Annotated in this window: 21 protein-coding genes, 2 tRNA genes and 3 rRNA genes; 12 read left to right on the plus strand and 14 right to left on the minus strand. The window is 64.7% G+C overall.

What is annotated here, in order from left to right; all coding sequences use genetic code 11:
• Positions 1-432: a hypothetical protein gene (locus tag P8934_RS16255; RefSeq protein ID WP_133637564.1), complete on the plus strand. Its 432-nt coding sequence runs from the start codon at positions 1-3 to the stop codon at positions 430-432.
• Between the two features lie 7 nt (positions 433-439).
• On the opposite strand, the gene P8934_RS16260 is transcribed toward P8934_RS16255, so the two are convergent.
• The gene (locus P8934_RS16260) at positions 440-781 is read right to left on the minus strand and encodes a hypothetical protein (protein ID WP_278031948.1); all 342 of its coding nucleotides are present in this window, start codon (positions 779-781) and stop codon (positions 440-442) included.
• A gap of 50 nt (positions 782-831) precedes the next feature.
• Between P8934_RS16260 and P8934_RS16265 the strand changes: the two genes are divergently transcribed.
• From P8934_RS16265 to P8934_RS16295, 7 genes are all read left to right on the plus strand, one after another.
• Positions 832-1,656: a hypothetical protein gene (locus tag P8934_RS16265; protein WP_278031949.1), complete on the plus strand. Its 825-nt coding sequence runs from the start codon at positions 832-834 to the stop codon at positions 1,654-1,656.
• Between the two features lie 59 nt (positions 1,657-1,715).
• Entirely contained in the window at positions 1,716-2,123 is a 408-nt protein-coding gene (locus P8934_RS16270; RefSeq protein WP_106231338.1) for a thioesterase family protein, read from the plus strand.
• A complete protein-coding gene (ybaK, locus tag P8934_RS16275) occupies positions 2,120-2,590 on the plus strand; it encodes a Cys-tRNA(Pro) deacylase (RefSeq protein ID WP_278031950.1) in 471 nt (156 codons plus the stop codon). The genes P8934_RS16270 and ybaK overlap by 4 nt, the downstream gene beginning before the upstream one ends.
• 68 nt (positions 2,591-2,658) lie before the next feature.
• Positions 2,659-2,985, plus strand: coding sequence for a hypothetical protein (locus P8934_RS16280; RefSeq protein ID WP_133637514.1), 327 nt, complete (start codon positions 2,659-2,661; stop codon positions 2,983-2,985).
• Positions 2,957-3,478, plus strand: coding sequence for a DUF501 domain-containing protein (locus tag P8934_RS16285; protein ID WP_278031951.1), 522 nt, complete (start codon positions 2,957-2,959; stop codon positions 3,476-3,478). The genes P8934_RS16280 and P8934_RS16285 overlap by 29 nt, the downstream gene beginning before the upstream one ends.
• A gap of 48 nt (positions 3,479-3,526) precedes the next feature.
• Complete coding sequence (locus P8934_RS16290) at positions 3,527-3,649, plus strand: hypothetical protein (protein WP_278031952.1); 123 nt, start codon at positions 3,527-3,529, stop codon at positions 3,647-3,649.
• A gap of 113 nt (positions 3,650-3,762) precedes the next feature.
• Positions 3,763-4,317 carry a TIGR00730 family Rossman fold protein gene (locus P8934_RS16295; RefSeq protein ID WP_278031953.1) on the plus strand — a complete coding sequence of 185 codons (555 nt, stop codon included), beginning with the start codon at positions 3,763-3,765 and terminating at the stop codon, positions 4,315-4,317.
• 12 nt (positions 4,318-4,329) lie between these two features.
• On the opposite strand, the gene P8934_RS16300 is transcribed toward P8934_RS16295, so the two are convergent.
• Positions 4,330-4,830 (minus strand): hypothetical protein, encoded by a 501-nt coding sequence (locus P8934_RS16300; RefSeq protein ID WP_278031954.1) that lies wholly within the window; start codon positions 4,828-4,830, stop codon positions 4,330-4,332.
• Between the two features lie 50 nt (positions 4,831-4,880).
• On the minus strand, positions 4,881-5,426 hold the full coding sequence (locus P8934_RS16305; protein WP_278031955.1) for a tetratricopeptide repeat protein: 546 nt from the start codon (positions 5,424-5,426) through the stop codon (positions 4,881-4,883).
• Between the two features lie 222 nt (positions 5,427-5,648).
• Between P8934_RS16305 and P8934_RS16310 the strand changes: the two genes are divergently transcribed.
• Both P8934_RS16310 and yaaA read left to right on the plus strand, forming a co-directional pair.
• On the plus strand, positions 5,649-6,680 hold the full coding sequence (locus P8934_RS16310) for an NADP(H)-dependent aldo-keto reductase (protein WP_278031956.1): 1,032 nt from the start codon (positions 5,649-5,651) through the stop codon (positions 6,678-6,680).
• Positions 6,681-6,793: 113 nt separating this feature from the next.
• Positions 6,794-7,573 (plus strand): peroxide stress protein YaaA, encoded by a 780-nt coding sequence (gene yaaA, locus P8934_RS16315; RefSeq protein ID WP_278031957.1) that lies wholly within the window; start codon positions 6,794-6,796, stop codon positions 7,571-7,573.
• Between the two features lie 4 nt (positions 7,574-7,577).
• Here yaaA and P8934_RS16320 read toward each other — a convergent pair whose 3' ends face one another.
• Positions 7,578-8,156, minus strand: a complete 579-nt coding sequence (locus tag P8934_RS16320; RefSeq protein ID WP_133637507.1) for an isochorismatase family protein — start codon at positions 8,154-8,156, stop codon at positions 7,578-7,580.
• 105 nt (positions 8,157-8,261) lie between these two features.
• Between P8934_RS16320 and P8934_RS16325 the strand changes: the two genes are divergently transcribed.
• Positions 8,262-9,074, plus strand: a complete 813-nt coding sequence (locus P8934_RS16325; RefSeq protein WP_278031958.1) for a Tim44-like domain-containing protein — start codon at positions 8,262-8,264, stop codon at positions 9,072-9,074.
• Between the two features lie 90 nt (positions 9,075-9,164).
• On the opposite strand, the gene P8934_RS16330 is transcribed toward P8934_RS16325, so the two are convergent.
• The 8 genes from P8934_RS16330 to ilvC form a co-directional block, all read right to left on the minus strand.
• Complete coding sequence (locus tag P8934_RS16330; RefSeq protein ID WP_278031959.1) at positions 9,165-9,365, minus strand: hypothetical protein; 201 nt, start codon at positions 9,363-9,365, stop codon at positions 9,165-9,167.
• Positions 9,366-9,653: 288 nt separating this feature from the next.
• A 5S ribosomal RNA gene (gene rrf, locus P8934_RS16335) occupies positions 9,654-9,769 on the minus strand.
• 82 nt (positions 9,770-9,851) lie between these two features.
• Positions 9,852-12,739: ribosomal RNA gene (locus P8934_RS16340) — 23S ribosomal RNA — on the minus strand.
• A gap of 286 nt (positions 12,740-13,025) precedes the next feature.
• Positions 13,026-13,101: transfer RNA gene (locus P8934_RS16345), tRNA-Ala, on the minus strand.
• Positions 13,102-13,107: 6 nt separating this feature from the next.
• A tRNA-Ile gene (locus tag P8934_RS16350) sits at positions 13,108-13,184 on the minus strand.
• Between the two features lie 68 nt (positions 13,185-13,252).
• Positions 13,253-14,788: ribosomal RNA gene (locus tag P8934_RS16355) — 16S ribosomal RNA — on the minus strand.
• Together the 16S, 23S and 5S rRNA genes with 2 tRNA genes alongside form the textbook arrangement of a ribosomal RNA operon.
• Positions 14,789-15,510: 722 nt before the next feature.
• Positions 15,511-16,347 carry a CDP-diacylglycerol--serine O-phosphatidyltransferase gene (pssA, locus tag P8934_RS16360; protein WP_278031960.1) on the minus strand — a complete coding sequence of 279 codons (837 nt, stop codon included), beginning with the start codon at positions 16,345-16,347 and terminating at the stop codon, positions 15,511-15,513.
• A 144-nt stretch (positions 16,348-16,491) separates the two neighbouring features.
• Positions 16,492-17,508, minus strand: a complete 1,017-nt coding sequence (gene ilvC / locus P8934_RS16365) for a ketol-acid reductoisomerase (protein ID WP_106232115.1) — start codon at positions 17,506-17,508, stop codon at positions 16,492-16,494.
• A gap of 177 nt (positions 17,509-17,685) precedes the next feature.
• On the opposite strand from ilvC, the gene ilvY reads away from it, so the two are divergent.
• A complete protein-coding gene (gene ilvY, locus P8934_RS16370; RefSeq protein ID WP_278031961.1) occupies positions 17,686-18,573 on the plus strand; it encodes an HTH-type transcriptional activator IlvY in 888 nt (295 codons plus the stop codon).
• A 105-nt stretch (positions 18,574-18,678) separates the two neighbouring features.
• Here ilvY and ilvN read toward each other — a convergent pair whose 3' ends face one another.
• Entirely contained in the window at positions 18,679-19,170 is a 492-nt protein-coding gene (ilvN, locus tag P8934_RS16375) for an acetolactate synthase small subunit (protein WP_040183026.1), read from the minus strand.
• On the minus strand, positions 19,170-20,894 hold the full coding sequence (locus P8934_RS16380; protein WP_278031962.1) for an acetolactate synthase 3 large subunit: 1,725 nt from the start codon (positions 20,892-20,894) through the stop codon (positions 19,170-19,172). The genes ilvN and P8934_RS16380 overlap by 1 nt, the downstream gene beginning before the upstream one ends.
• Positions 20,895-20,922 lie beyond the last annotated feature (28 nt).

The raw sequence follows: 20,922 nt of genomic DNA on the forward strand, positions 1-20,922 counted from the left end.
ATGCCCCAAGACGGCTTCTATGCCAAGGTACGCCGCGGCCTGCCCGCCCTGGTCGCCCAGTGGCTGACCCTGGGCCAGGGCGATGCCGACCGCCTGGCGCTGCTGCTCGCCGAGACCGCCCGGGTGACCCGGATCGGCCTCCCCGAACAGACCCCGGATGGTGACACACTCGTCGACTGGAGCCGTCCCGACGGCGAGGAGCCCCCCCTCTGGGCGGCGCGCACCGCCACCTTCCTGCTGGTGCAGATGCCGGCCCGGCCGCAGCCGGCCAGCGACGACGAGGCCTGCGCCTGGGCCTACTGCTGGCTGCGCAACCGCGACTTCGAGGACCTCGCCGCCGCCGAGCAGGCACTGCCCGGGCACCTTCGCGAGCCGCTGGCCGCCGTCCTCACGGCCGCCTGGACCGACCTCAAGGGGCTGCGCCTGGTCTGAGGACCGACTAGCGCCGCCTCGTCGCCCGCTTCTTGGGGCGGAAGCCGGCGGGCTTGGTGGAGAGCCATGCGACGAAGGTCTGGATCTGCGGGTGGGCCATCAGCGCCTCCCGGCTGCGATAATGCTCGGCCAGTTCTCGCTCGCCAAGCACCGCATGGAGGTGCTTGTGGCAGGGATGGCAGATCCAGAGGATGGCGGTGAGCCGCTCCGCCCGGTCGAAGCGTCGCCGGTAGCGGGCCTTGCCATGCAAGGCCCGCGGAATGAGATGGTGGCGGGTCAGCGGCGCGGCCCGCCCGCAAAGCTCGCAGGCCTCGGGACGCGGCGGGGGTGTGAGATCATGACCGGCCATGCGGGCCTCCCGACATTCCAGGACACACCCGAAAGGATAAGGAAAACAGGATGGAAGTTCCCCTGAGCTGGCAGCTGGCCAAGCTGCTGGTATCGATCGGCGTGGTGCTCGGCCTCTCGGTGGTCGCCGAACGGGTCAGCACCCGCGTGGCCGGCCTGCTCGCCGGCTACCCGCTGGGCACCGCCATCGCGCTGTTCTTCATCGGCCTGGAGATCTCCCCGGCCTTCGCCACCCAGAGTGCCGTGCACACCCTGGCCGGCTTCACCGCCACCCTGGCGCTGGGCGGCGGTTACCTGCTCTGCGCCCGCCGCGACGGCCTGGCCGGCGTGCTCGCCGGCACCGCAGGGGGGCTCGCCGCCTGGCTGGCGGTGAGCCTGCTGCTGACCCAGGTGGAGTTCACCCGCCTGACCGGCACCCTGACCACCCTGGCGGCGATCATCCTCTTCATCCGACTCTACCGTCGGGTACCGGAAACCGCCACCGGCGCCCGCGGCGGCTTCAGCTGGGCGGCGCTGGGCCTGCGTGCCGCCCTGGCCGCCGGGATCATCTTCCTGATCACCGGCCTCGCCCACGTGATGCCGGCCGCCTGGGCCGGGGTCATGGCCGCCTTCCCGGTGACCATGTACCCCTTCCTGGTGATCCTGCACCTGACCCACGGCGCAGCCCCGGTGGCCACGGTGATCAAGCACTACCCGGCGGGGCTTGGCGCACTGCTCTGGTACGCCCTGTGCGTCTCGCTGACCTACGACAGCCTGGGGCTGGTGCTCGGCACCCTCGTCGGCTTCGCCGTCGCCACCGCCTGGCTGCTGGCCTGGACCCGCCTGCTGGCCTGGCGGGCCGCTCGCCTGGCGGCAAGACCACGCGCCGGGACTTGACCGAGCGCTTGCTCGGGGCAAAGCTGTCAGGCCGACATGGATCACGAGGACCCTCCCCGATGTTCACCCGCACCATCGAGCCCGCCTTCTACGACACCGATGCCCTGGGCCACGTCAACAACACCCGGCTGCCCGCCTGGTTCGAGCTGGCCCGCAACGACCTCTTCCGGCTCTTCACGCCGGACCTGGACCCGCGCAAGTGGCGCCTGATCATGGCGCGCATGGAGGTCGACTACCGGGCCGAGCTGCAGTACGGCCGCGAGATCGAGATCCGCACCTATGTCTCGCGGCTCGGCAACAGCTCCTTCACGGTGAGCCAGGAGGCGCGCCAGGACGGCCAGCTGACCAACCTCGGCCATACCGTGATGGTGCACTTCGACCACGAGGCCAAGAAGGCCATCCCCATCGAGGGCGAGCTGCGCGAGGCGCTTGAGGCTCACCTCCAGGCGGAGCCGGCGGACGCATGACCCCGGCGGTGAAGGTCCTCGAGAAGGCCGGCGTCGCGTTCAGCCTGGCCGAGTACGACCATGACCCGCGCAGCCCCGCCTACGGCGAGGAGGCCGCCCGGGCACTGGGCCTCTCGCCCGAGGCGGTGTTCAAGACCCTGCTCGCCCGGCTCGACGACGGCCGCCTGGTGATGGCCATGGTGCCGGTCTCCGCCCAGCTCGACCTCAAGGCCCTGGCGCGGGCGGCCGGGAGCCGCAAGGCCAGCCTGGCCGACCCCGCCGATGCCGAGCGCGCCACCGGCTACGTGGTCGGCGGCATCAGCCCGCTGGGCCAGCGCAAGCGCCTGCCGGCCTTCCTCGACGCCAGCGCCGAGCGCCTCGCGACCCTCCACGTCAGCGGCGGTCGCCGCGGGCTGGAGATCTGCCTGGCGCCGGACGACCTGGCGCGCCTGACCGGGGCCCGCCTCGCGGCCCTGGCACGGCACTGAATCGCCGCCGAGCCGAAGCCCGGCCTACGGTGTCACAACAGGACCGCCATCCACCGACGGGAGCCCCCATGGCCATTCGCTATACCCTCTGGCTGGACCCGGACGACACGCCCCGGCATCGCGCCGTCGAGGCCGACCTGGAGCGCTACTTCATCGCGCGCTTCGCCGACTATCCCCACATCCGCTTGTTCGGTGCCGACCCTTACGATTATGATGCGCCGTTCAATCGCCTCCATGACGTGCTGATGGCGCGGGCCGGCGAGTATTGCGAGCGGGAGTGGCGCTACGTCCCCACCCCCGAGCAGCTCAACCGCGCCTTCTTCCTCGCCGTGGGGCACTCGAACAAGTTCGTACGGGACGAAGACGATGGTGATCCGCACCGACCTGGCCCCTGACGCGCGGCAGCTGGCCATCATCGCCGAGCAGCTCGGCCGCGCGCCCCGCGGCATCGAGGCCCTGGCTGCCACCGACGGCGAGGGTACCCCGCTGGTGCTGCGCATGGCGCCCATCGTCGACGGCAAGCCCTTCCCGACGCTCTACTGGCTCTGCTCCGAGCGCCTCAAGGTCGAGATCTCGCACATCGAGGCCGCCGGGGTGATCAAGCAGCTGGAGACTCGCCTGCAGCAGGACCCCGACTTCCTGGCCGCCTACCACCGCAGCCACGACGCCTACGTGGCGGCCCGCTGGGCCTACATGAGCGAGGCCCAGAAGGCCGAGGTGGCCCGCCTGGGCTATGCGGACGTGCTCACCGAGCGCGGCATCGGCGGCATCGCCAACCGCGATCAGGTGCGCTGCCTGCATACCCAGTATGCCCACCACCTCTGCGGCGAGAACGTCATCGGCCAATGGCTCGATGAGCACTACGGCGTGGCCGACTGCCTGCCCTGACGCCAACAACAACCCCCCTTCCCTGACCACCTCCAAGGAGACCCCCGGATGTACCTGGATACCCATGTGATTGCCAGTCTCGGACTGATCGCCAGCATGCTCGTCATCACCGGTGTGGGCGTGAAGCTGCTGCGCCAGGCCATGAAGCGCGATGCCGCAGGCATGCGCTGAACCGACCGGCTCGCATCACACCCCCAGGGGCGCCTTTTCGGCGCCCCTGTCGTTTCCAGGCTTTCGGCTCCCCCGCGTGGTCGCTAGCATGAGTGCTTGCCAAGGAGGAAGACATGTCGAGATTCTGCGTCTATCTGGGGTCCCGGGAGGGCCGTGACCCGCAATTCGTCGAGGCGGCGCGCCGACTCGGTACCGAGCTGGCCCGTCGCGGCCATGGCCTGGTCTATGGCGGCGCCCGCGTCGGCCTGATGGGGGAGCTGGCCGATGCCGTGATGGCGGCCGGCGGCGAGGCGATCGGGGTGATGCCCGACCACTTGGTCGAGCGCGAGCAGGCCCACCACGGCCTGACCGAGCTGGTGCGGGTCCGCAACATGCACGATCGCAAGGCCAGCATGGCGGCCCATGCCGATGCCTTCATCGTGCTGCCCGGGGGCATCGGCACCCTGGAGGAATTCTTCGAGGCCTGGACCTGGCACTACCTGGGCCTGCACGACAAGCCCATCGGCGTGCTCGACACCGCCGGCTTCTATGCCCCGCTGCTGGCCTTCCTGGACAGCACCGTGAAGCACGGCTTCCTCAATGGCCGCACCCGGGCCGAGCTGGTCGATGCCACCGACCCCACCGAGCTGCTGGATGCGCTGGAGAACCGGCTGGCCACGGCCGGCTGACACGCCATGGCGTCAGGCGCCGCGGGCGAGCTCGAGGGTGCGCAGGTAGGTGAGCTGCAGCAGGCGCGCATCCTCGCCGGCCCGGTGCCGATGGATGCCCTGCTCGCGGATGATGGCTTCCTTGGTGCGGCTCCACAGGGCCTGCTGCCCCTCGCTGAGCAGGATGCGCAGCGCCTCGAGGCGGAAGGCCGGCAGCATGCCCGCATGGTGGAAGAGCAGCGACAGCCAGGTGTTGTCGTAGCCCCAGCTGTCGCTGTAGGCGATGCCGACCTCCCCCAGCTCGTCATTGAGCCAGCGGGCCACCTGGCGCACCGGGTAGCCCTCGCGCTGCAGCCGACCACGGCTGATGCCATGCAGCAGCTCGGCCTTGGGGTCCCAGTGCGTCCACTCGGCCAGCGGCTGGATGAGGAAGGCGCAGGTGCTGCCATCGGCGCGGGCCAGGCCGACCTCGATGGGGTAGCTGCCGCGCCCGAAGCCGGACGCCTCGATATCCAGCAGTGTGGGTAGCGTCACGGGCGGGAGAGTCCTTGGTCGAGATAGCCGATGGCAGGGGATGCGAAGGGCTAGTGTCGCGTCTCGCCTTCGGCCTTGTCCAGAGAACTAGAACCCAGAGAACCAGAGCCCAGCGAACCGGCAAGTCCGGCCAGGCGGTCGGCCAGGGCCTGCCAGTGGCCGGCCTTCTCGACATCCACCGGCAGCCCCAGCTCGCCGTTGCGGTAAGCGCGGGCCAGGCGGGTGGCCGCCAGGGGGTGGCCCGCCTCGCCGGCCCGCGCGTACCAGGTCACCGCATGGTCGTCGCGGCTCGGATACTGGGCGCAGCCATGCTCGTGGATCTGGCCGGCCTGGTACTGGGCCTTGGCATCCCCGGCATGGGCGGCCTCGAGCACGTAGCGCGCCCCGCGGGCCTTGTCCTGGGGACTGACGCCTCGATGGAAGAGCATATGACCATACTGCGACAGCGCCGCCGGATGCCCGGCATCGGCGCAGCGCTGGAAGAGGTGCATGGTCAGGCGCTGGGTACGCGGCGAGCGGGGCAGCCAGCGGGTATGGAACAGCTGCTGTGCAAGCCGGTACTCGAGCCGGGTGAACAGTGAGGATGCCTCTGGCATGGCAACAACCCTGCGTCCAATGGTGCGGAAACGATACCGGCCACCTCCTGTGGCCGGTATCGCTCCCTGCGGAAAACGGTGGCCCTGCGGACTCCGCCGGGGCAACGGGGAAGCAAGCATACGCGCGCCCCGGCGGTGACTCAACCCCGGGATTTGCCGCCCCGCCCGGGCCCCGCTACCCTACCGGCTCAACCCCTTCAGCAGTCCTGCCAGGAGTGACGGATGCAGACGCGACCGCTAGGCGATACCGGCATCGAGGTCAGCCGCCTGTGCCTCGGCACCATGACCTTCGGCGAGCAGAACAGCGAGGCACAGGCCCACGAGCAGCTCGACCGCGCCGTGGCCTTCGGCATCGACTTCATCGACACCGCCGAGATGTATCCGGTGCCCCCCGTGGCCGAGACCCAGGGCCGCACCGAGGCCTATATCGGCAGCTGGCTGAAGCGGCGCGGCAGCCGGGATGACGTGATCATCGCCACCAAGGCCACCGGTCCCGGCCTTGCGCATATCCGCGGCGGCCCGCGGCTCACCCGGGAGCATCTCCACCAGGCGATCGACGACAGCCTCGCCCGGCTGCAGACCGACTACGTGGACCTCTACCAGCTGCACTGGCCCGACCGGAAGGCCAACTTCTTCGGCAGGCTCGGCTACGAGCCTGACGAGGAGGAGGACGCCACGCCGCTGGAGGAGACGCTGTCGGCGCTCAAGGAGCTGGTGGATGCCGGCAAGGTGCGCGCCGTCGGGCTCTCCAACGACACGCCCTGGGGCGTGATGCGCTCCCTGCACCTGGCCGACACCCTGGGCCTGCCCCGGGTCGCCAGCATCCAGAACCCCTACAGCCTGCTCAACCGCAGCTTCGAGGTGGGGCTGGCCGAGATCGCCCACCGCGAGCGGGTGGGGCTGCTGGCCTACTCGCCGCTGGCCTTCGGCATGCTCTCCGGCAAGTACCTGAACGGCGCCCGCCCCGCCGGCGCCCGACTGACCCTCTTCGAGCGCTTCCAGCGCTACACCAACCCGCTGGCCGAGGAGGCGACCGCGGCCTACGTGCAGGTCGCCCGCAACCATGGCCTGGACCCCGCCCGGATGGCCCTGGCCTACGTCAACTCGCGCCCCTTCCTGACCAGCAACATCATCGGCGCCACCACCATGGAGCAGCTGGAGAGCAACCTGGCCAGCGAGTCCCTGCGGCTCGATGACGAGGTCGTGGAGGCCATCGAGGCCGTTCATCGACGCATTCCCAACCCCGCGCCTTGAGCCGACGCCGGCGCGAGGGACTATCACCCCGATAGCCCCTCGCCCCCGGGCCGCTTGGTATACTGGCCTGCATTGCCATCAGGCCATCCCCCTTCATGCACAGGAGCGCCCCCATGCTGAGCGTGATCTCGCCCGCCAAGACGCTGGACTTCGAGACCCCGGCCACCACGGCCCTGCATACCCAGCCGGACCATCTCGACCGCAGCCGTGAGCTGATCGAGATCCTGCGCGACTACTCGCCCCAGCGGCTCAGCGAGCTGATGGGCATCAGCGACAAGCTGGCCGGCCTCAATGCCGCACGCTTTGCCGAGTGGCACACCCCCTTCACGCCCGAGAACGCCAAGCCCGCCGCCCAGGCCTTCCAGGGCGACGTCTACGCAGGGCTCGAGGCGGATACCTTCAGCGACGAGGACAACGCCTTCGCCCAGGAGCACCTGCGCATCCTCTCCGGCCTCTATGGCCTGCTGCGACCCCTGGACCTGATCCAGCCCTATCGCCTGGAGATGGGAACCCGCCTCGAGAACCCCGCGGGCAAGGACCTCTACGCCTTCTGGAAGGAGACCCTCACCGCGGAGCTCGACCGCGCCGTGGCGGCAAGCGGCAGCCCGGTGCTGGTCAACCTGGCCTCCAACGAGTACTTCAAGGCGATCGACACCAAGCGGCTCGAGGCACGCGTGATCACGCCGGTGTTCAAGGACGAGAAGAACGGCAAGCTGAAGATCATCAGCTTCTATGCCAAGAAGGCCCGCGGCCTGATGGCCGCCTGGATGATCCGCCAGCGCCTGGACGACCCCGAGGGCCTCAAGGACTTCGACGTGGCGGGCTATGCCTACAACGCCTCTCTCTCGGAAGGCGACATCCTGGTCTTCACGCGCGCCGAGGGCGCCGCCTGAGGGGCTAGCCGGTAAAGACCAGGGGGCGTGCCGAGCGGCCCCGCAGGAAGCGACGGTGCGCCTGCTTGAAGCGCTCGTCGTCGCAGCGATGCAGCCACTCGTAGGCAACCATGTCGGCGCTCACCGGCACCGCGCCGGCCTGGACCATCCGCTCCTTGGCCAGCCGCGCCTCGCCGGCCCGACGGCTGGCGCAGGCCTCCACCAGCCAGTAGACCTCGTAACCCGCCTGGAGCAGGCCAAGGCCGGTCTGCATCACGCAGATATGCGCCTCGGTGCCGCACAGCACCACCTGGCGACGATCACCGGCGGCCATTGCCTCGGCGAAGGCCGGCTCGGCATGGGCATCGAAGTGGACCTTGTGCCACAGGCGGTGCGCCGGCAGGGCCTCTAGCAGCCGCGGCTCGCTGCCTCCCAGCCCCTCGGGGTACTGCTCGGTGACCCACACCGGCACCTCGAGCTCGCCGGCCATGCCGCCTAGCCAGGCGGCCTCGGTCACCGCCTGGTCGCCATGTTCGATCACCGGCAGCAGGCCGGCCTGCAGGTCGACGATCAGCAGCAGGCTGTTCTCTCGCATCAGGCGCATCGGCGGCCCCTCTCTATGCGTTAGTTGTCGTGGCTGACCAGCATAGCCGCTAGAATGGACGCTTCCGACCCTTTCTCATCCCCTTCCCCGATGGAGAACTCCCCGATGCGTCATCTTCTCGTCATGCTCGTGGTTGGCGTGCTGGGCTTCGGCCTGGCCGTGGACCATGCCGATGCGCGCCGCCTGGGTGGCGGCAAGAGCTTTGGCAGCCAGTCCCGTACCGTGCAGCAGCAGCCCGCGGCTACCCAGAACCAGGCCGCCGGCAGCCGCGCCACCCAGGCGCGCCCCGGCTCACGGATGGGTGGCATGCTCGGCGGCCTGCTCGCTGGTGGCCTGCTCGCCGCGCTCTTCTTCGGTGGGGCCTTCGACGAACTGCGCCTGATGGATATCCTGCTGGTCGCCGGCGTGGCCTTCCTGCTCTTCAAGCTGCTGGCCCGCCGCCGGCCGGCCATGGCCGGAGGCCCGGGCCAGCCGGATGCCTCCGCAGGGCCCCAGCGCTTCCAGGCCGAGCAGGCACCGCTGGGTGGCGGGGCCGCCTTCGCTTCGGAGCCCGAGTGGTTCGACCGGGAGCGCTTCCTCGGCGGCGCCAAGGAGCATTTCATGACCCTGCAGCGTGCCTGGGACAACAACGACTTCGCCGGCATCCAGGAGTACGTGACCCCGGAGCTCTACAACCTGCTGCGTGAGGAGCGTGACCGGCAGCCAGCCAACAATCGCACCGAGATCGTGCGGCTGTTCGCCGAACTCGGCGACATCCGGGAAGTGGGCCAGGAGGCCGAGGCCACGGTGATCTTCCACGGCATCATCGCCGAGAACGGGGAAGAGAACGAGTTCAACGAGACCTGGCACCTGACCCGACAGCTGCGTGACGGCGCGCCCTGGTACCTGCAGGGAATCGAGCAGAACCCCGGCGCCTGACGCCCCACGGCGTGGCACGCCAAGACGCGAAAGGCCGGGCAAGTTGCCCGGCCTTTTCTGCTTTCGGTTTCTGTTACCGGCAGTGGGCGATCAGTTCTGGGCGTCCTCGGCCGCCTGCTCCATCTCCTCGCCCATCTCCTCCATGCCTTCACCCATCTCTTCCATGGACTCGTCGATGTTCTCGCCCGCTTCCTCGGCCGGCCCCTGCTCCTCCTCGCAGGCCGCCAGGCCAACACCCAGCATGGCGATCAACAGGGCCAGGCCCAGCTTGCGCATCATGGCGTTCTTCATGCTCATCTCCTTCTGAGACGTCCAGGTCCATTGGGGTCGTGCAGAAAAACCCTAGCCGCTGGCAGACGGCCTTTCCACTCCGGCTTGCAATATCGTGTAACGGCGCGAATGCGAGACATGAAAAAACCCGAGCTCTAGTGAGCTCGGGTTTTTTCTAAATAAGTGCCTGTCGATAACTCGGGCGGCGCTCCGCTATTCCCAGGGGAAGGCCCTGGCATCACGTCCGTTTGGCCGACGCACATGAAAAGACCCCGTGCTCATTCGAACACGGGGTCTTCTCGGATAAGTGCCTGACGATGACCTACTCTCGCATGGGGAGGCCCCACACTACCATCGGCGCTGAGCGGTTTCACTGCTGAGTTCGGCATGGGATCAGGTGGTTCCCGCACGCTATGGTCGTCAGGCGAAAAACGGTGAATCATGCTGACGATACGTCTCGTCGTATCCGTCATGTCGGTCGCCATCGGCAGACCGCTTGGGTGTTATATGGTCAAGCCTCACGGGCCATTAGTACCGGTTAGCTCAACGCCTTGCAGCGCTTCCACACCCGGCCTATCAACCAGCTGGTCTCGCTGGGCCCTTCAGGAGGCTCAAGGCCTCAGGGATGTCTCATCTTGAAGGGGGCTTCCCGCTTAGATGCTTTCAGCGGTTATCCCGTCCGCACATAGCTACCCGGCAATGCCACTGGCGTGACAACCGGAACACCAGAGGTGCGTCCACTCCGGTCCTCTCGTACTAGGAGCAGCACTTCTCAAACATCCAACGCCCACGGCAGATAGGGACCGAACTGTCTCACGACGTTCTAAACCCAGCTCGCGTACCACTTTAAATGGCGAACAGCCATACCCTTGGGACCGACTTCAGCCCCAGGATGTGATGAGCCGACATCGAGGTGCCAAACACCGCCGTCGATGTGAACTCTTGGGCGGTATCAGCCTGTTATCCCCGGAGTACCTTTTATCCGTTGAGCGATGGCCCTTCCATACAGAACCACCGGATCACTAGAACCTACTTTCGTACCTGCTCGACGTGTCTGTCTCGCAGTTAAGCACCCTTATGCTCTTGCACTCAATGCACGATTTCCAACCGTGCTGAGGGTACCTTCGTGCTCCTCCGTTACGCTTTGGGAGGAGACCGCCCCAGTCAAACTACCCACCACACACGGTCCTCGATCCGGATCACGGACCTGAGTTAGAACGCCAATGATGCCAGGCTGGTATTTCAAGGTTGGCTCCACCGTGGCTGGCGCCACGGTTTCCAAGCCTCCCAGCTATCCTACACAAGCAACATCAGCGTCCAGTGTGAAGCTATAGTAAAGGTTCACGGGGTCTTTCCGTCTAGCCGCGGGTACACAGCATCTTCACTGCGATTTCAATTTCACTGAGTCTCGGGTGGAGACAGCGTGGCCATCATTACGCCATTCGTGCAGGTCGGAACTTACCCGACAAGGAATTTCGCTACCTTAGGACCGTTATAGTTACGGCCGCCGTTTACCGGGGCTTCGATCAGGAGCTTCGCTTGCGCTAACACCATCACTTAACCTTCCGGCACCGGGCAGGCGTCACACCCTATACGTCCGCTTGCGCGTTTGCAGAGTGCTGTGTTTTTAATAAACAGTTGCAGCCACCTGGTATCTTCGACCGGTTCAGGCTCAGGGAGCAAGTCCCGTCACCCTAGTCCGGCGTGCCTTCTCCCGAAGTTACGGCACCATTTTGCCTAGTTCCTTCACCCGAGTTCTCTCAAGCGCCTGGGTATTCTCTACCTGACCACCTGTGTCGGTTTGGGGTACGGTCCCACTGTATCTGAAGCTTAGAGGCTTTTCCTGGAAGCGTGGCATCGATGACTTCCAGACCGTAGTCTGTTCGTCTCGTCTCTCGGCCTTGGGGAACCGGATTTGCCTGATTCCCCAGCCTACTGACTTTCACCAGGACAACCAACGCCTGGCTCACCTAGCCTTCTTCGTCCCCCCATCGCAATACAGTGAGGTACGGGAATATTGACCCGTTTCCCATCGACTACGCCTTTCGGCCTCGCCTTAGGGGCCGACTCACTCTGCTCCGATTAGCGTCGAACAGAAACCCTTGGTCTTCCGGCGGGGGAGTTTTTCACTCCCCTTGTCGTTACTCATGTCAGCATTCGCACTCGTGATACCTCCAGCAGACCTCTCGATCCACCTTCATCGGCTTACACGACGCTCCTCTACCGCTCGTCATTCGACGAACCCGTAGCTTCGGTACCTGGTTTGAGCCCCGTTACATCTTCCGCGCAGGCCGACTCGACTAGTGAGCTATTACGCTTTCTTTAAAGGATGGCTGCTTCTAAGCCAACCTCCTAGCTGTCTGAGCCTTCCCACATCGTTTCCCACTTAACCAGGATTTCGGGACCTTAGCTGACGGTCTGGGTTGTTTCCCTTTTCACAACGGACGTTAGCACCCGCTGTGTGTCTCCCACGCGTCACTCACCGGTATTCGGAGTTTGCCTCGGGTTGGTAAGTCGGGATGACCCCCTAGCCGAAACAGTGCTCTACCCCCGGCGGTGCTACGTGAGGCGCTACCTAAATAGCTTTCGAGGAGAACCAGCTATCTCCGGGCTTGATTAGCCTTTCACTCCGATCCACAAGTCATCCAAATCTTTTTCAACAGATCCTGGTTCGGTCCTCCAGTTGATGTTACTCAACCTTCAACCTGCTCATGGATAGATCGCCCGGTTTCGGGTCTATTCCCAGCGACTGGTCGCCCAGTTAAGACTCGCTTTCGCTACGCCTCCCCTATACGGTTAAGCTCGCCACTGAAAATAAGTCGCTGACCCATTATACAAAAGGTACGCGGTCACATGACATGCATGCTCCCACTGCTTGTACGCATACGGTTTCAGGATCTATTTCACTCCCCTCTCCGGGGTTCTTTTCGCCTTTCCCTCACGGTACTGGTTCACTATCGGTCAGCCAGGAGTATTTAGCCTTGGAGGATGGTCCCCCCGTCTTCAGTCAAGGTTTCTCGTGCCCCGACCTACTCGATTTCACGACACTCAGATTTCGGCTACGGGACTATCACCCGCTATGGTCAGGCTTCCCAGCCTGTTCGCCTATCAGTCGTGCCGCTTAAGGGCTACTCCCCGTTCGCTCGCCGCTACTGGGGGAATCTCGGTTGATTTCTTTTCCTCGGGGTACTGAGATGTTTCAGTTCCCCCGGTTCGCCTCCCAACACCTATGGATTCAGTGTGGGATACCCACGTTACCGTGGGTGGGTTTCCCCATTCAGAAATGCCCGGGTCACAGGTTGTTTGCCACCTCGCCGAGCCTTATCGCAGGCTTCCACGTCTTTCATCGCCTCTGGCTGCCTAGGCATCCACCGTATGCGCTTCATCGCTTGACCATATAACCCCAAGAGGTCTGGTCCGCGATGACGATCGACAATTGCCGGATACGCTTGAGACGTATCTCGTGTCCCTTTCTCTCGAAAGGAACGTTTGTCAGCATGATTCACATTGTTAAAGAGCAACTGTTCAGAGAACAGTGGAAAGTCTGTGCGACTTGCCGCTGGTCTCTGCCGGATGACTGTTGAATGGTGGAGCCTGAAGATCGAAGTCGTGCGCGACCCCGGCGTGACCCCTGGTGCAAGGGCAGGCACTCTCCAGCTGAGCTCCGCTTTCCTGGGAAAGTGGTGGAGCCTAGCGGGATCGAACCGCTGACCTCCTGCGTGCAAGGCAGGCGCTCTCCCAGCTGAGCTAAGGCCCCGGAATTTGGTGGGTCTGGGCAGACTTGAACTGCCGACCTCACCCTTATCAGGGGTGCGCTCTAACCAACTGAGCTACAGACCCAAACAGTCTTTGCTCGCTCGATCAGGTAATTCATTGTGGACACTTGCCGGGTGCCGGGACTGGTCGTTTAAGGAGGTGATCCAGCCGCAGGTTCCCCTACGGCTACCTTGTTACGACTTCACCCCAGTCATGAACCACACCGTGGTGATCGCCCTCCGAAGTTAGGCTAACCACTTCTGGTGCAGTCCACTCCCATGGTGTGACGGGCGGTGTGTACAAGGCCCGGGAACGTATTCACCGTGACATTCTGATTCACGATTACTAGCGATTCCGACTTCACGGAGTCGAGTTGCAGACTCCGATCCGGACTGAGACCGGCTTTTCGGGATTAGCTCCACCTCGCGGCTTCGCAACCCTTTGTACCGGCCATTGTAGCACGTGTGTAGCCCTACCCGTAAGGGCCATGATGACTTGACGTCGTCCCCACCTTCCTCCGGTTTGTCACCGGCAGTCTCCCTAGAGTTCCCGACCGAATCGCTGGCAAATAGGGACAAGGGTTGCGCTCGTTACGGGACTTAACCCAACATTTCACAACACGAGCTGACGACAGCCATGCAGCACCTGTCTGTGCGTTCCCGAAGGCACCAATCCATCTCTGGAAAGTTCGCACGATGTCAAGGGTAGGTAAGGTTCTTCGCGTTGCATCGAATTAAACCACATGCTCCACCGCTTGTGCGGGCCCCCGTCAATTCATTTGAGTTTTAACCTTGCGGCCGTACTCCCCAGGCGGTCGACTTATCGCGTTAACTGCGCCACAAAGGTCTCAAGGACCCCAACGGCTAGTCGACATCGTTTACGGCGTGGACTACCAGGGTATCTAATCCTGTTTGCTACCCACGCTTTCGCACCTCAGCGTCAGTGTCAGTCCAGAAGGCCGCCTTCGCCACTGGTATTCCTCCCGATCTCTACGCATTTCACCGCTACACCGGGAATTCTACCTTCCTCTCCTGCACTCTAGCCTGACAGTTCCGGATGCCGTTCCCAGGTTGAGCCCGGGGCTTTCACAACCGGCTTATCACGCCGCCTACGCGCGCTTTACGCCCAGTAATTCCGATTAACGCTCGCACCCTCCGTATTACCGCGGCTGCTGGCACGGAGTTAGCCGGTGCTTCTTCTGTGAGTGATGTCCTTCCTCGGGGGTATTAGCCCCAAGGCCTTCTTCCTCACTGAAAGTGCTTTACAACCCGAAAGCCTTCTTCACACACGCGGCATGGCTGGATCAGGCTTTCGCCCATTGTCCAATATTCCCCACTGCTGCCTCCCGTAGGAGTTCGGGCCGTGTCTCAGTCCCGATGTGGCTGATCATCCTCTCAGACCAGCTACGGATCGTCGCCTTGGTGAGCCATTACCTCACCAACAAGCTAATCCGACATAGGCTCATCCGATAGCGCAAGGTCCGAAGATCCCCTGCTTTCTCCCGTAGGACGTATGCGGTATTAGCCTGGGTTTCCCCAGGTTATCCCCCACTACCGGGCAGATTCCTATGCATTACTCACCCGTCCGCCGCTCGACGCCTGGAGCAAGCTCCATCGTTTCCGCTCGACTTGCATGTGTTAGGCCTGCCGCCAGCGTTCAATCTGAGCCATGATCAAACTCTTCAGTTTAAAGTCTGATAGTTCCTAAGGTGGAACCAAACCTGGCTCAAGGTTCAAACGTCTCTTTGACGAGTCGCTTGCCTTGAATGTTTCAGTGACTGGTCACCGACATCCCGACAAGCGCCCACATGAATTACCTGATCGATTGTTAAAGAGCGGCTCCGGGCTCTCATGGAGAGGGGAGCGTCTCGCTGTTGCCGTCGTGCCCGGCTTCTTGATGAAGCGGCGGTCTCGCCGGCGCCCTGCGAGGAAGGCGTATTCTACGTGACCGGCTGTCGTTGTCAACCCTGCGCGGCGTTCCGAAGAAGCGAAGCGAGTGACCAACTCTCGTACCGCCAAAGCGACGCGAGTGCCGATGGAGCCCTTGGCGGGTCTCTGTCACGAGTGGCATGCATTCTACCGAATGCGGCGAGCTCGTCAAGCGGGAATCTTTCGAAACTTCTCGAAAAACCCAAATGGAAACAAGCACTTCTGCCACTTCCCACCGCCTGCAACGTGTGCCCGTCGCCGGCAGCGGATGCGTACTTTACGGATTTCCCCGGAGCCGCGCAAGGCCCTCGCGAAGAAAAATGTCACGGCGATGACGCCCCCGTGAACCGGTGATGACAACCGGGCCGCCGGGCAGGCCGTCCACAGCCCCGTCGTGCCGACCGCCTGTGGATGACATGGGCCGCCGGCGGAGACGACGATGCCCGCGCGGGGCGGGCGTCCTGCAGGGAGGATGACCCGGTTCACCGCGAGGACGGCGAGTGCTTCAGCTTGCGCATCACCGCCATCACCGGGCCGGAGACCACGTAGGCACCGAACAGCAGCAGCAGCATCACCGAGGGCTCGATGGAGATGACCACGAACCCCAGCACGATGGCCAGCAGGAAGACAAAGGGTACCGGCCCCTTGAGGTCCACATCCTTGAAGCTGTAGTAGCGGATGTTGCTGACCATCAGGATCCCCGCGGCGCCCACCACGAAGAGCATCAGCAGCTTGAAGCCGAAGGCATCGGCATCGAAGCTGTGGAAGGTCCAGACACTGGCCGCGACCAGGGCCGCCGCCGAGGGGCTGGGCAGGCCGATGAACCACTTCTTGTCGACGCTGCCGATCTGCACGTTGAAGCGCGCCAGCCGCAGCGCGGCGCAGGCCACGTAGAGGAAGGCCACCACCCAGCCGGTCTTGCCGATGTCCTGCAGGATCCAGATGAAGGCCACCAGGCCCGGGGCCACACCGAAGGAGAGCATGTCGGAGAGGCTGTCGTACTCCGCGCCGAAGTCGCTCTGGGTGTTGGTCAGGCGAGCCACCCGACCATCCAGGCCATCCAGCACCATGGCGATGAAGATGGCGATGGAGGCCGTGGTGAAGTCCCCGTTCACGGCGGCCACCATGGCGAAGAAGCCGGAGAAGAGGGCGGAGGTGGTGAACAGGTTGGGCAGCAGGTAGACGCCCTTGCGCCTCACCTTCCTGCCGCCCTCCTCGGCCTCCTCGATGACCTCCGATTCGCGCATGAAGGTGCTGGCCAGGTCCTCGTCGCCAGGCCGGTCCGGCTCTTGCTCGCTGTGGTGCGAATCCCGATTCATCTGTCTCTTCCATCGGCTTGGGTGTCGCCCCATTCTACACACAGAGCGCCCGACGACTCACGACGGCGGGCGCGCCGGGTGACTCCAGACGCAGCGAGGGCGCGGAAACCCGCGCCCTCGCATCAGCCGGAACGGATCGGGAGATCAGTTCTTGGACTTGTCGACCAGCTGGTTGGCGGCGATCCACGGCATCATGCCGCGCAGCTTCTCGCCGACCTGCTCGATCGGGTGCTCGGCGTTCAGGCGACGACGCGCGGTCATCGAGGGGTAGTTGCTGTTGCCCTCGTTGATGAACATCTTGGCGTACTCACCGGTCTGGATGCGCTTGAGCGCATTGCGCATGGCGGCGCGGGACTGCTCGTTGATCACCTCGGTGCCGGTCACGTACTCGCCATACTCCGCGTTGTTGGAGATGGAGTAGTTCATGTTGGCGATGCCGCCCTCGTACATCAGGTCGACGATCAGCTTGAGCTCGTGGAGGCACTCGAAGTAGGCCATCTCCGGCTCGTAGCCCGCCTCGGTCAGGGTCTCGAAGCCGGCCTTGACCAGCTCCACGGCGCCGCCGCACAGCACGGCCTGCTCGCCGAAGAGGTCGGTCTCGGTCTCGTCCTTGAAGGTAGTCTCGATGATGCCGCTGCGGCCGCCGCCGATGGCCGCCGCGTAGGAGAGCGAGAGCTCCTTGGCGTTGCCGGAGGCATCCTGATGGATGGCGATCAGGTCGGGGATGCCGCCGCCACGCACGAACTCGGAGCGCACGGTGTGGCCCGGGGCCTTGGGCGCGATCATCACCACGTCCAGGTCCTTGCGCGGTTCGATCTGGTTGTAGTGGATATTGAAGCCGTGGGCGAAGGCCAGGGTAGCGCCCTGCGCCAGGTTCGGTGCAACCTGGGTCTCGTAGATCGCCTTCTGGTTCTCGTCCGGCGCCAGGATCATCACCACGTCGGCGTTCTTGCTGGCTTCCTCGACGGAGGCGACCTTGAGGCCGGCGGCCTCGGCCTTGGCCGCGGAGGAAGAGCCCTCACGCAGGGCGACCGTCACGTCGACGCCGGACTCCTTGAGGTTGTTGGCGTGGGCATGGCCCTGTGAACCGTAGCCCACGATGGCCACCTTCTTGCCCTGGATGAGGGAGAGGTCGCAGTCCTTGTCGTAGTAGACGCGCATAGGGGGTACTCCTGAACGTGATAGCGTGGAATCGAGGTCAGCGTTGATGGCCACCCGCGCCGTCTGTCGCGGCGCTGGGATTCGTTGCAGCCGATGGGGTCACCTTACGCCAGCCCTCGCGTTGCGTAAAACGCGATATTTGCAATGTCACATCCCGAAATATGCAATACTAGCGACATGGACATGCGCCCCCTCAAGCACTTCCTGGCCCTGGCCGAGACCCTGCACTTCGGCCGCGCCAGCGAGGCCTGCCACGTCAGCCCCTCGACCCTCTCGCGCACCATCCGCCAGCTCGAGGAGAGCCTGGGCGTGCGCCTCTTCGAGCGCGACAACCGCCATGTGGTGCTGACCCGCCAGGGTCGCAGCTTCCAGGGCTATGCCCGGGACACCCTGGAGGAGTGGGAACGGCTGCGCCAGTCGCTGATGAGCGAGGCGCGCACCCTCACCGGCGAGATCAGCATCTACTGCTCGGTGACCGCCAGCTACAGCTTCCTCTACGAGCTCCTGAGCGAGTTCCGCACCCGGTATCCCGGCATCGAGCTCAAGCTGCACACCGGGGACCCGGCCCAGTCCCTGCCGCGGGTGCTGGCCGGCAATGAGGACATGGCGATCACCCCGCGGCCGCGCCAGGCCCCCGACGCCCTGGCCTTCAAGTCGCTGACCCGCTCACCGCTGGTGTTCATCGCCCCCCACGAGGGCCATGACTGGATCCCCCCCACGCCCGAGTCGCCCTCCGCCGAGCAGTGGCGCGAGGTACCGATGATCCTCTCCGAGGCCGGCCTGTCGCGCCAGTTCAGCGACACCTGGTTTCGCGCCCTGGGCGTGGCGCCACGGATCTATGCCCAGGTGGCGGGCCACGAGGCCATCGTCAGCATGGTCGGGCTGGGGTTCGGCGTCGGCGTGGTGCCACGCATCGTGCTCGACACCAGCCCCCTGGCGGAGCGGGTCAGGGTCCTGCCGGTCAAGCCGGAACTGCCCCACTACGATGTCGGGCTCTGCGTGCTCGAGCGCCGCCTGAAGAGCCCGCTGATCGCCGCCCTCTGGGACGAGGTCGCTGAGCGCTGAACCACCGGCCCTGAAGACACGAAGGCCGCCCCTCGGGGCGGCCTTAAGATTGCAGCGTATACAGTTGGGACTGCGATTTACGTCACGAGTGAACGCAGTCGTGAATCAGAGGGACAGCACCTTGTCGCCGCGGGCGATTCCCGACACCCCGGTGCGCGCTACCTCGAGGATGCCCACCGGCGCCATGGCCTGCAGGAAGGCGTCCAGCTTGCCGGCGTCGCCGGTGATCTGCACCGTGTAGAGGCTCGGCGTCACGTCGACGATCTGCGCGCGGAAGATGTCCACGGTGCGCTTGACCTCGTCGCGGGCCGCGCCCAGCGCCTTGACCTTGACCAGCATCAGCTCGCGCTCGATGTGGTTGCCCTCGGTCAGGTCCACCAGCTTGACCACGTCGATCAGCTTGTTGAGGTGCTTGGTGATCTGCTCGATCACCCGGTCGTCCCCGACGGTGGTCACGGTCAGCCGCGACAGGCTCGGGTCCTCGGTGGGCGCCACGTTCAGCGTTTCGATGTTGAAGTTGCGCTGGGAGAACAGCCCCACCACGCGTGACAGGGCGCCCGGTTCGTTTTCCATCAGAATCGAGATGATATGGCGCATCAGGTCCGCTCCGTCTTGGAAAGCAGCATGTCACGCATGGAGCCCAGGGGCACCTGCATCGGATAGACGTGCTCGTGCGGGTCGACGAGAACATCGAGGAACACCAGCTCGTGCGTGTCGGCAAAGGCGCGTTCCAGTGCCGGCTCGAGATCCGCCAGTGTCTCCACCCGCAGCGCGGTGAAGCCATATGCTTCGATCAACTGCTGGAAGTCGGGCAGCGATTCCATGTAGGAGTGCGCATGACGGGACTTGTAGTTGAGGTCCTGCCACTGGCGCACCATGCCCAGCGAGGCGTTGTTGAGGTTGACGATCTTCACTCCGCCACCGAACTGCTTACAGGTCGAGAGCTCCTGCATCATCATCTGGAAGCTGCCCTCGCCGGTGACGCAGATCACCTGCTCCTCCGGGAAGTTGTGCTTGATGCCCATGGCCGCCGGGAAGCCGAAGCCCATGGTGCCAAGCCCCCCGGAGGTGATGAAGCGGTTGGGCTTGTCGAACTTGTAGTACTGGGCCGCGAACATCTGGTGCTGGCCCACGTCGGTGGTCACGTAGGCCTCGCCGCGGGTCACCCGGCACAGCGCCTCGATCACCTCCTGGGGCTTGATCGGCTCGCCGGGCTTCGAGGGCTCGTAGAGCTTTTCGCGGCGCTCCTCGCGCCAGCCGTCGATCTGCTTCCACCAGTCGGCCAGGGCCTCGGGATTGGCGATCTCCTTGCCCTGCACCATGCTGATCATCTCGTTGATCACGCTGCCGGCCGGGCCGACGATGGGCACGTCGGCCCGCACCGTCTTGGAGACCGAGCTCGGGTCGATGTCCACGTGGATGATCTTGGCGGTGGGACAGAACTTCGAGGTGTTGTTGGTAACGCGGTCGTCGAAGCGCGCGCCGATGGCGATGATCAGGTCGGCATGGTGCATGGCCATGTTCGATTCAAAGGAGCCGTGCATGCCCAGCCAGCCCAGGCACTGGCGGTCGCTCTGCGGGTAGGAGCCGATGCCCATCAGGGTGGTGGTGATGGGATAGCCCAGCCGCTGGACCAGGTCGGTCAGCCCCTCGCTGGCGTTGCCGGTGACCACGCCCCCGCCGGTATAGAAGACCGGGCGCCGGGCCTTGAGCATCAGCTCCACGGCCTTCTTGATCTGGCCGGTGTGGCCACGGGTGACCGGGTTGTACGAGCGCATCTTGACCTTCTTCGGGTAGACGTACTCGTAGCGCTCGGTGGGCGCGGTCATGTCCTTGGGAATATCCACCACCACCGGACCGGGCCGGCCGGTCGCGGCCAGGTAGTAGGCCTTCTTGAGGACTTCCGGAATCTCGGTCGGGTGGCGGATCGAGAAGCTGTGCTTCACGATCGGCCGGGTCACGCCGATGATGTCGGTCTCCTGGAAGGCATCGTCGCCGATCAGGTGGCTCATCACCTGGCCGCACAGCACCACCATGGGGATCGAGTCCATGTAGGCGGTGGCGATGCCGGTGACGGCGTTGGTCGCCCCGGGGCCGGAGGTGACCAGCACCGTGCCCGGCTTGCCGGAGGCCCGGGCATAGCCGTCGGCGGCGTGGGTGGCCGCCTGTTCGTGGCGCACCAGGATGTGCTTGACCTTGTCCTGGCGGAACAGCGCATCGTAGATGTGCAGCGCTGCCCCCCCGGGATACCCATAGATGTATTCGACGCCCTCGTCCTGGAGGAAGCGGGCAATCATGTCTGCGCCGGAAAGCAGTTCCACAGATGTATCTCCCCTGGAGGTCTCGAGT

This window comes from Halomonas sp. CKK8, assembly GCF_029625235.1.
Lineage (GTDB): Bacteria > Pseudomonadota > Gammaproteobacteria > Pseudomonadales > Halomonadaceae > Halomonas > Halomonas ventosae.

Coding starts and splice junctions, on each gene's coding strand:
- P8934_RS16255 (WP_133637564.1), top strand. CDS start 1: ATGCCCCAAGACGGCTTCTATGCCAAGGTACGCCGCGGCCTGCCCGCC.
- ilvY (WP_278031961.1), top strand. CDS start 17,686: ATGGACATGCGCCCCCTCAAGCACTTCCTGGCCCTGGCCGAGACCCTG.
- P8934_RS16265 (WP_278031949.1), top strand. CDS start 832: ATGGAAGTTCCCCTGAGCTGGCAGCTGGCCAAGCTGCTGGTATCGATC.
- P8934_RS16330 (WP_278031959.1), bottom strand. CDS start 9,365: ATGAAGAACGCCATGATGCGCAAGCTGGGCCTGGCCCTGTTGATCGCC.
- P8934_RS16325 (WP_278031958.1), top strand. CDS start 8,262: ATGCGTCATCTTCTCGTCATGCTCGTGGTTGGCGTGCTGGGCTTCGGC.
- P8934_RS16320 (WP_133637507.1), bottom strand. CDS start 8,156: ATGCGCCTGATGCGAGAGAACAGCCTGCTGCTGATCGTCGACCTGCAG.
- P8934_RS16310 (WP_278031956.1), top strand. CDS start 5,649: ATGCAGACGCGACCGCTAGGCGATACCGGCATCGAGGTCAGCCGCCTG.
- P8934_RS16290 (WP_278031952.1), top strand. CDS start 3,527: ATGTACCTGGATACCCATGTGATTGCCAGTCTCGGACTGATCGCCAGC.
- P8934_RS16270 (WP_106231338.1), top strand. CDS start 1,716: ATGTTCACCCGCACCATCGAGCCCGCCTTCTACGACACCGATGCCCTG.
- P8934_RS16305 (WP_278031955.1), bottom strand. CDS start 5,426: ATGCCAGAGGCATCCTCACTGTTCACCCGGCTCGAGTACCGGCTTGCA.
- P8934_RS16260 (WP_278031948.1), bottom strand. CDS start 781: ATGGCCGGTCATGATCTCACACCCCCGCCGCGTCCCGAGGCCTGCGAG.
- P8934_RS16285 (WP_278031951.1), top strand. CDS start 2,957: ATGGTGATCCGCACCGACCTGGCCCCTGACGCGCGGCAGCTGGCCATC.
- ilvN (WP_040183026.1), bottom strand. CDS start 19,170: ATGCGCCATATCATCTCGATTCTGATGGAAAACGAACCGGGCGCCCTG.
- P8934_RS16280 (WP_133637514.1), top strand. CDS start 2,659: ATGGCCATTCGCTATACCCTCTGGCTGGACCCGGACGACACGCCCCGG.
- P8934_RS16295 (WP_278031953.1), top strand. CDS start 3,763: ATGTCGAGATTCTGCGTCTATCTGGGGTCCCGGGAGGGCCGTGACCCG.
- ybaK (WP_278031950.1), top strand. CDS start 2,120: ATGACCCCGGCGGTGAAGGTCCTCGAGAAGGCCGGCGTCGCGTTCAGC.
- yaaA (WP_278031957.1), top strand. CDS start 6,794: ATGCTGAGCGTGATCTCGCCCGCCAAGACGCTGGACTTCGAGACCCCG.
- ilvC (WP_106232115.1), bottom strand. CDS start 17,508: ATGCGCGTCTACTACGACAAGGACTGCGACCTCTCCCTCATCCAGGGC.
- pssA (WP_278031960.1), bottom strand. CDS start 16,347: ATGAATCGGGATTCGCACCACAGCGAGCAAGAGCCGGACCGGCCTGGC.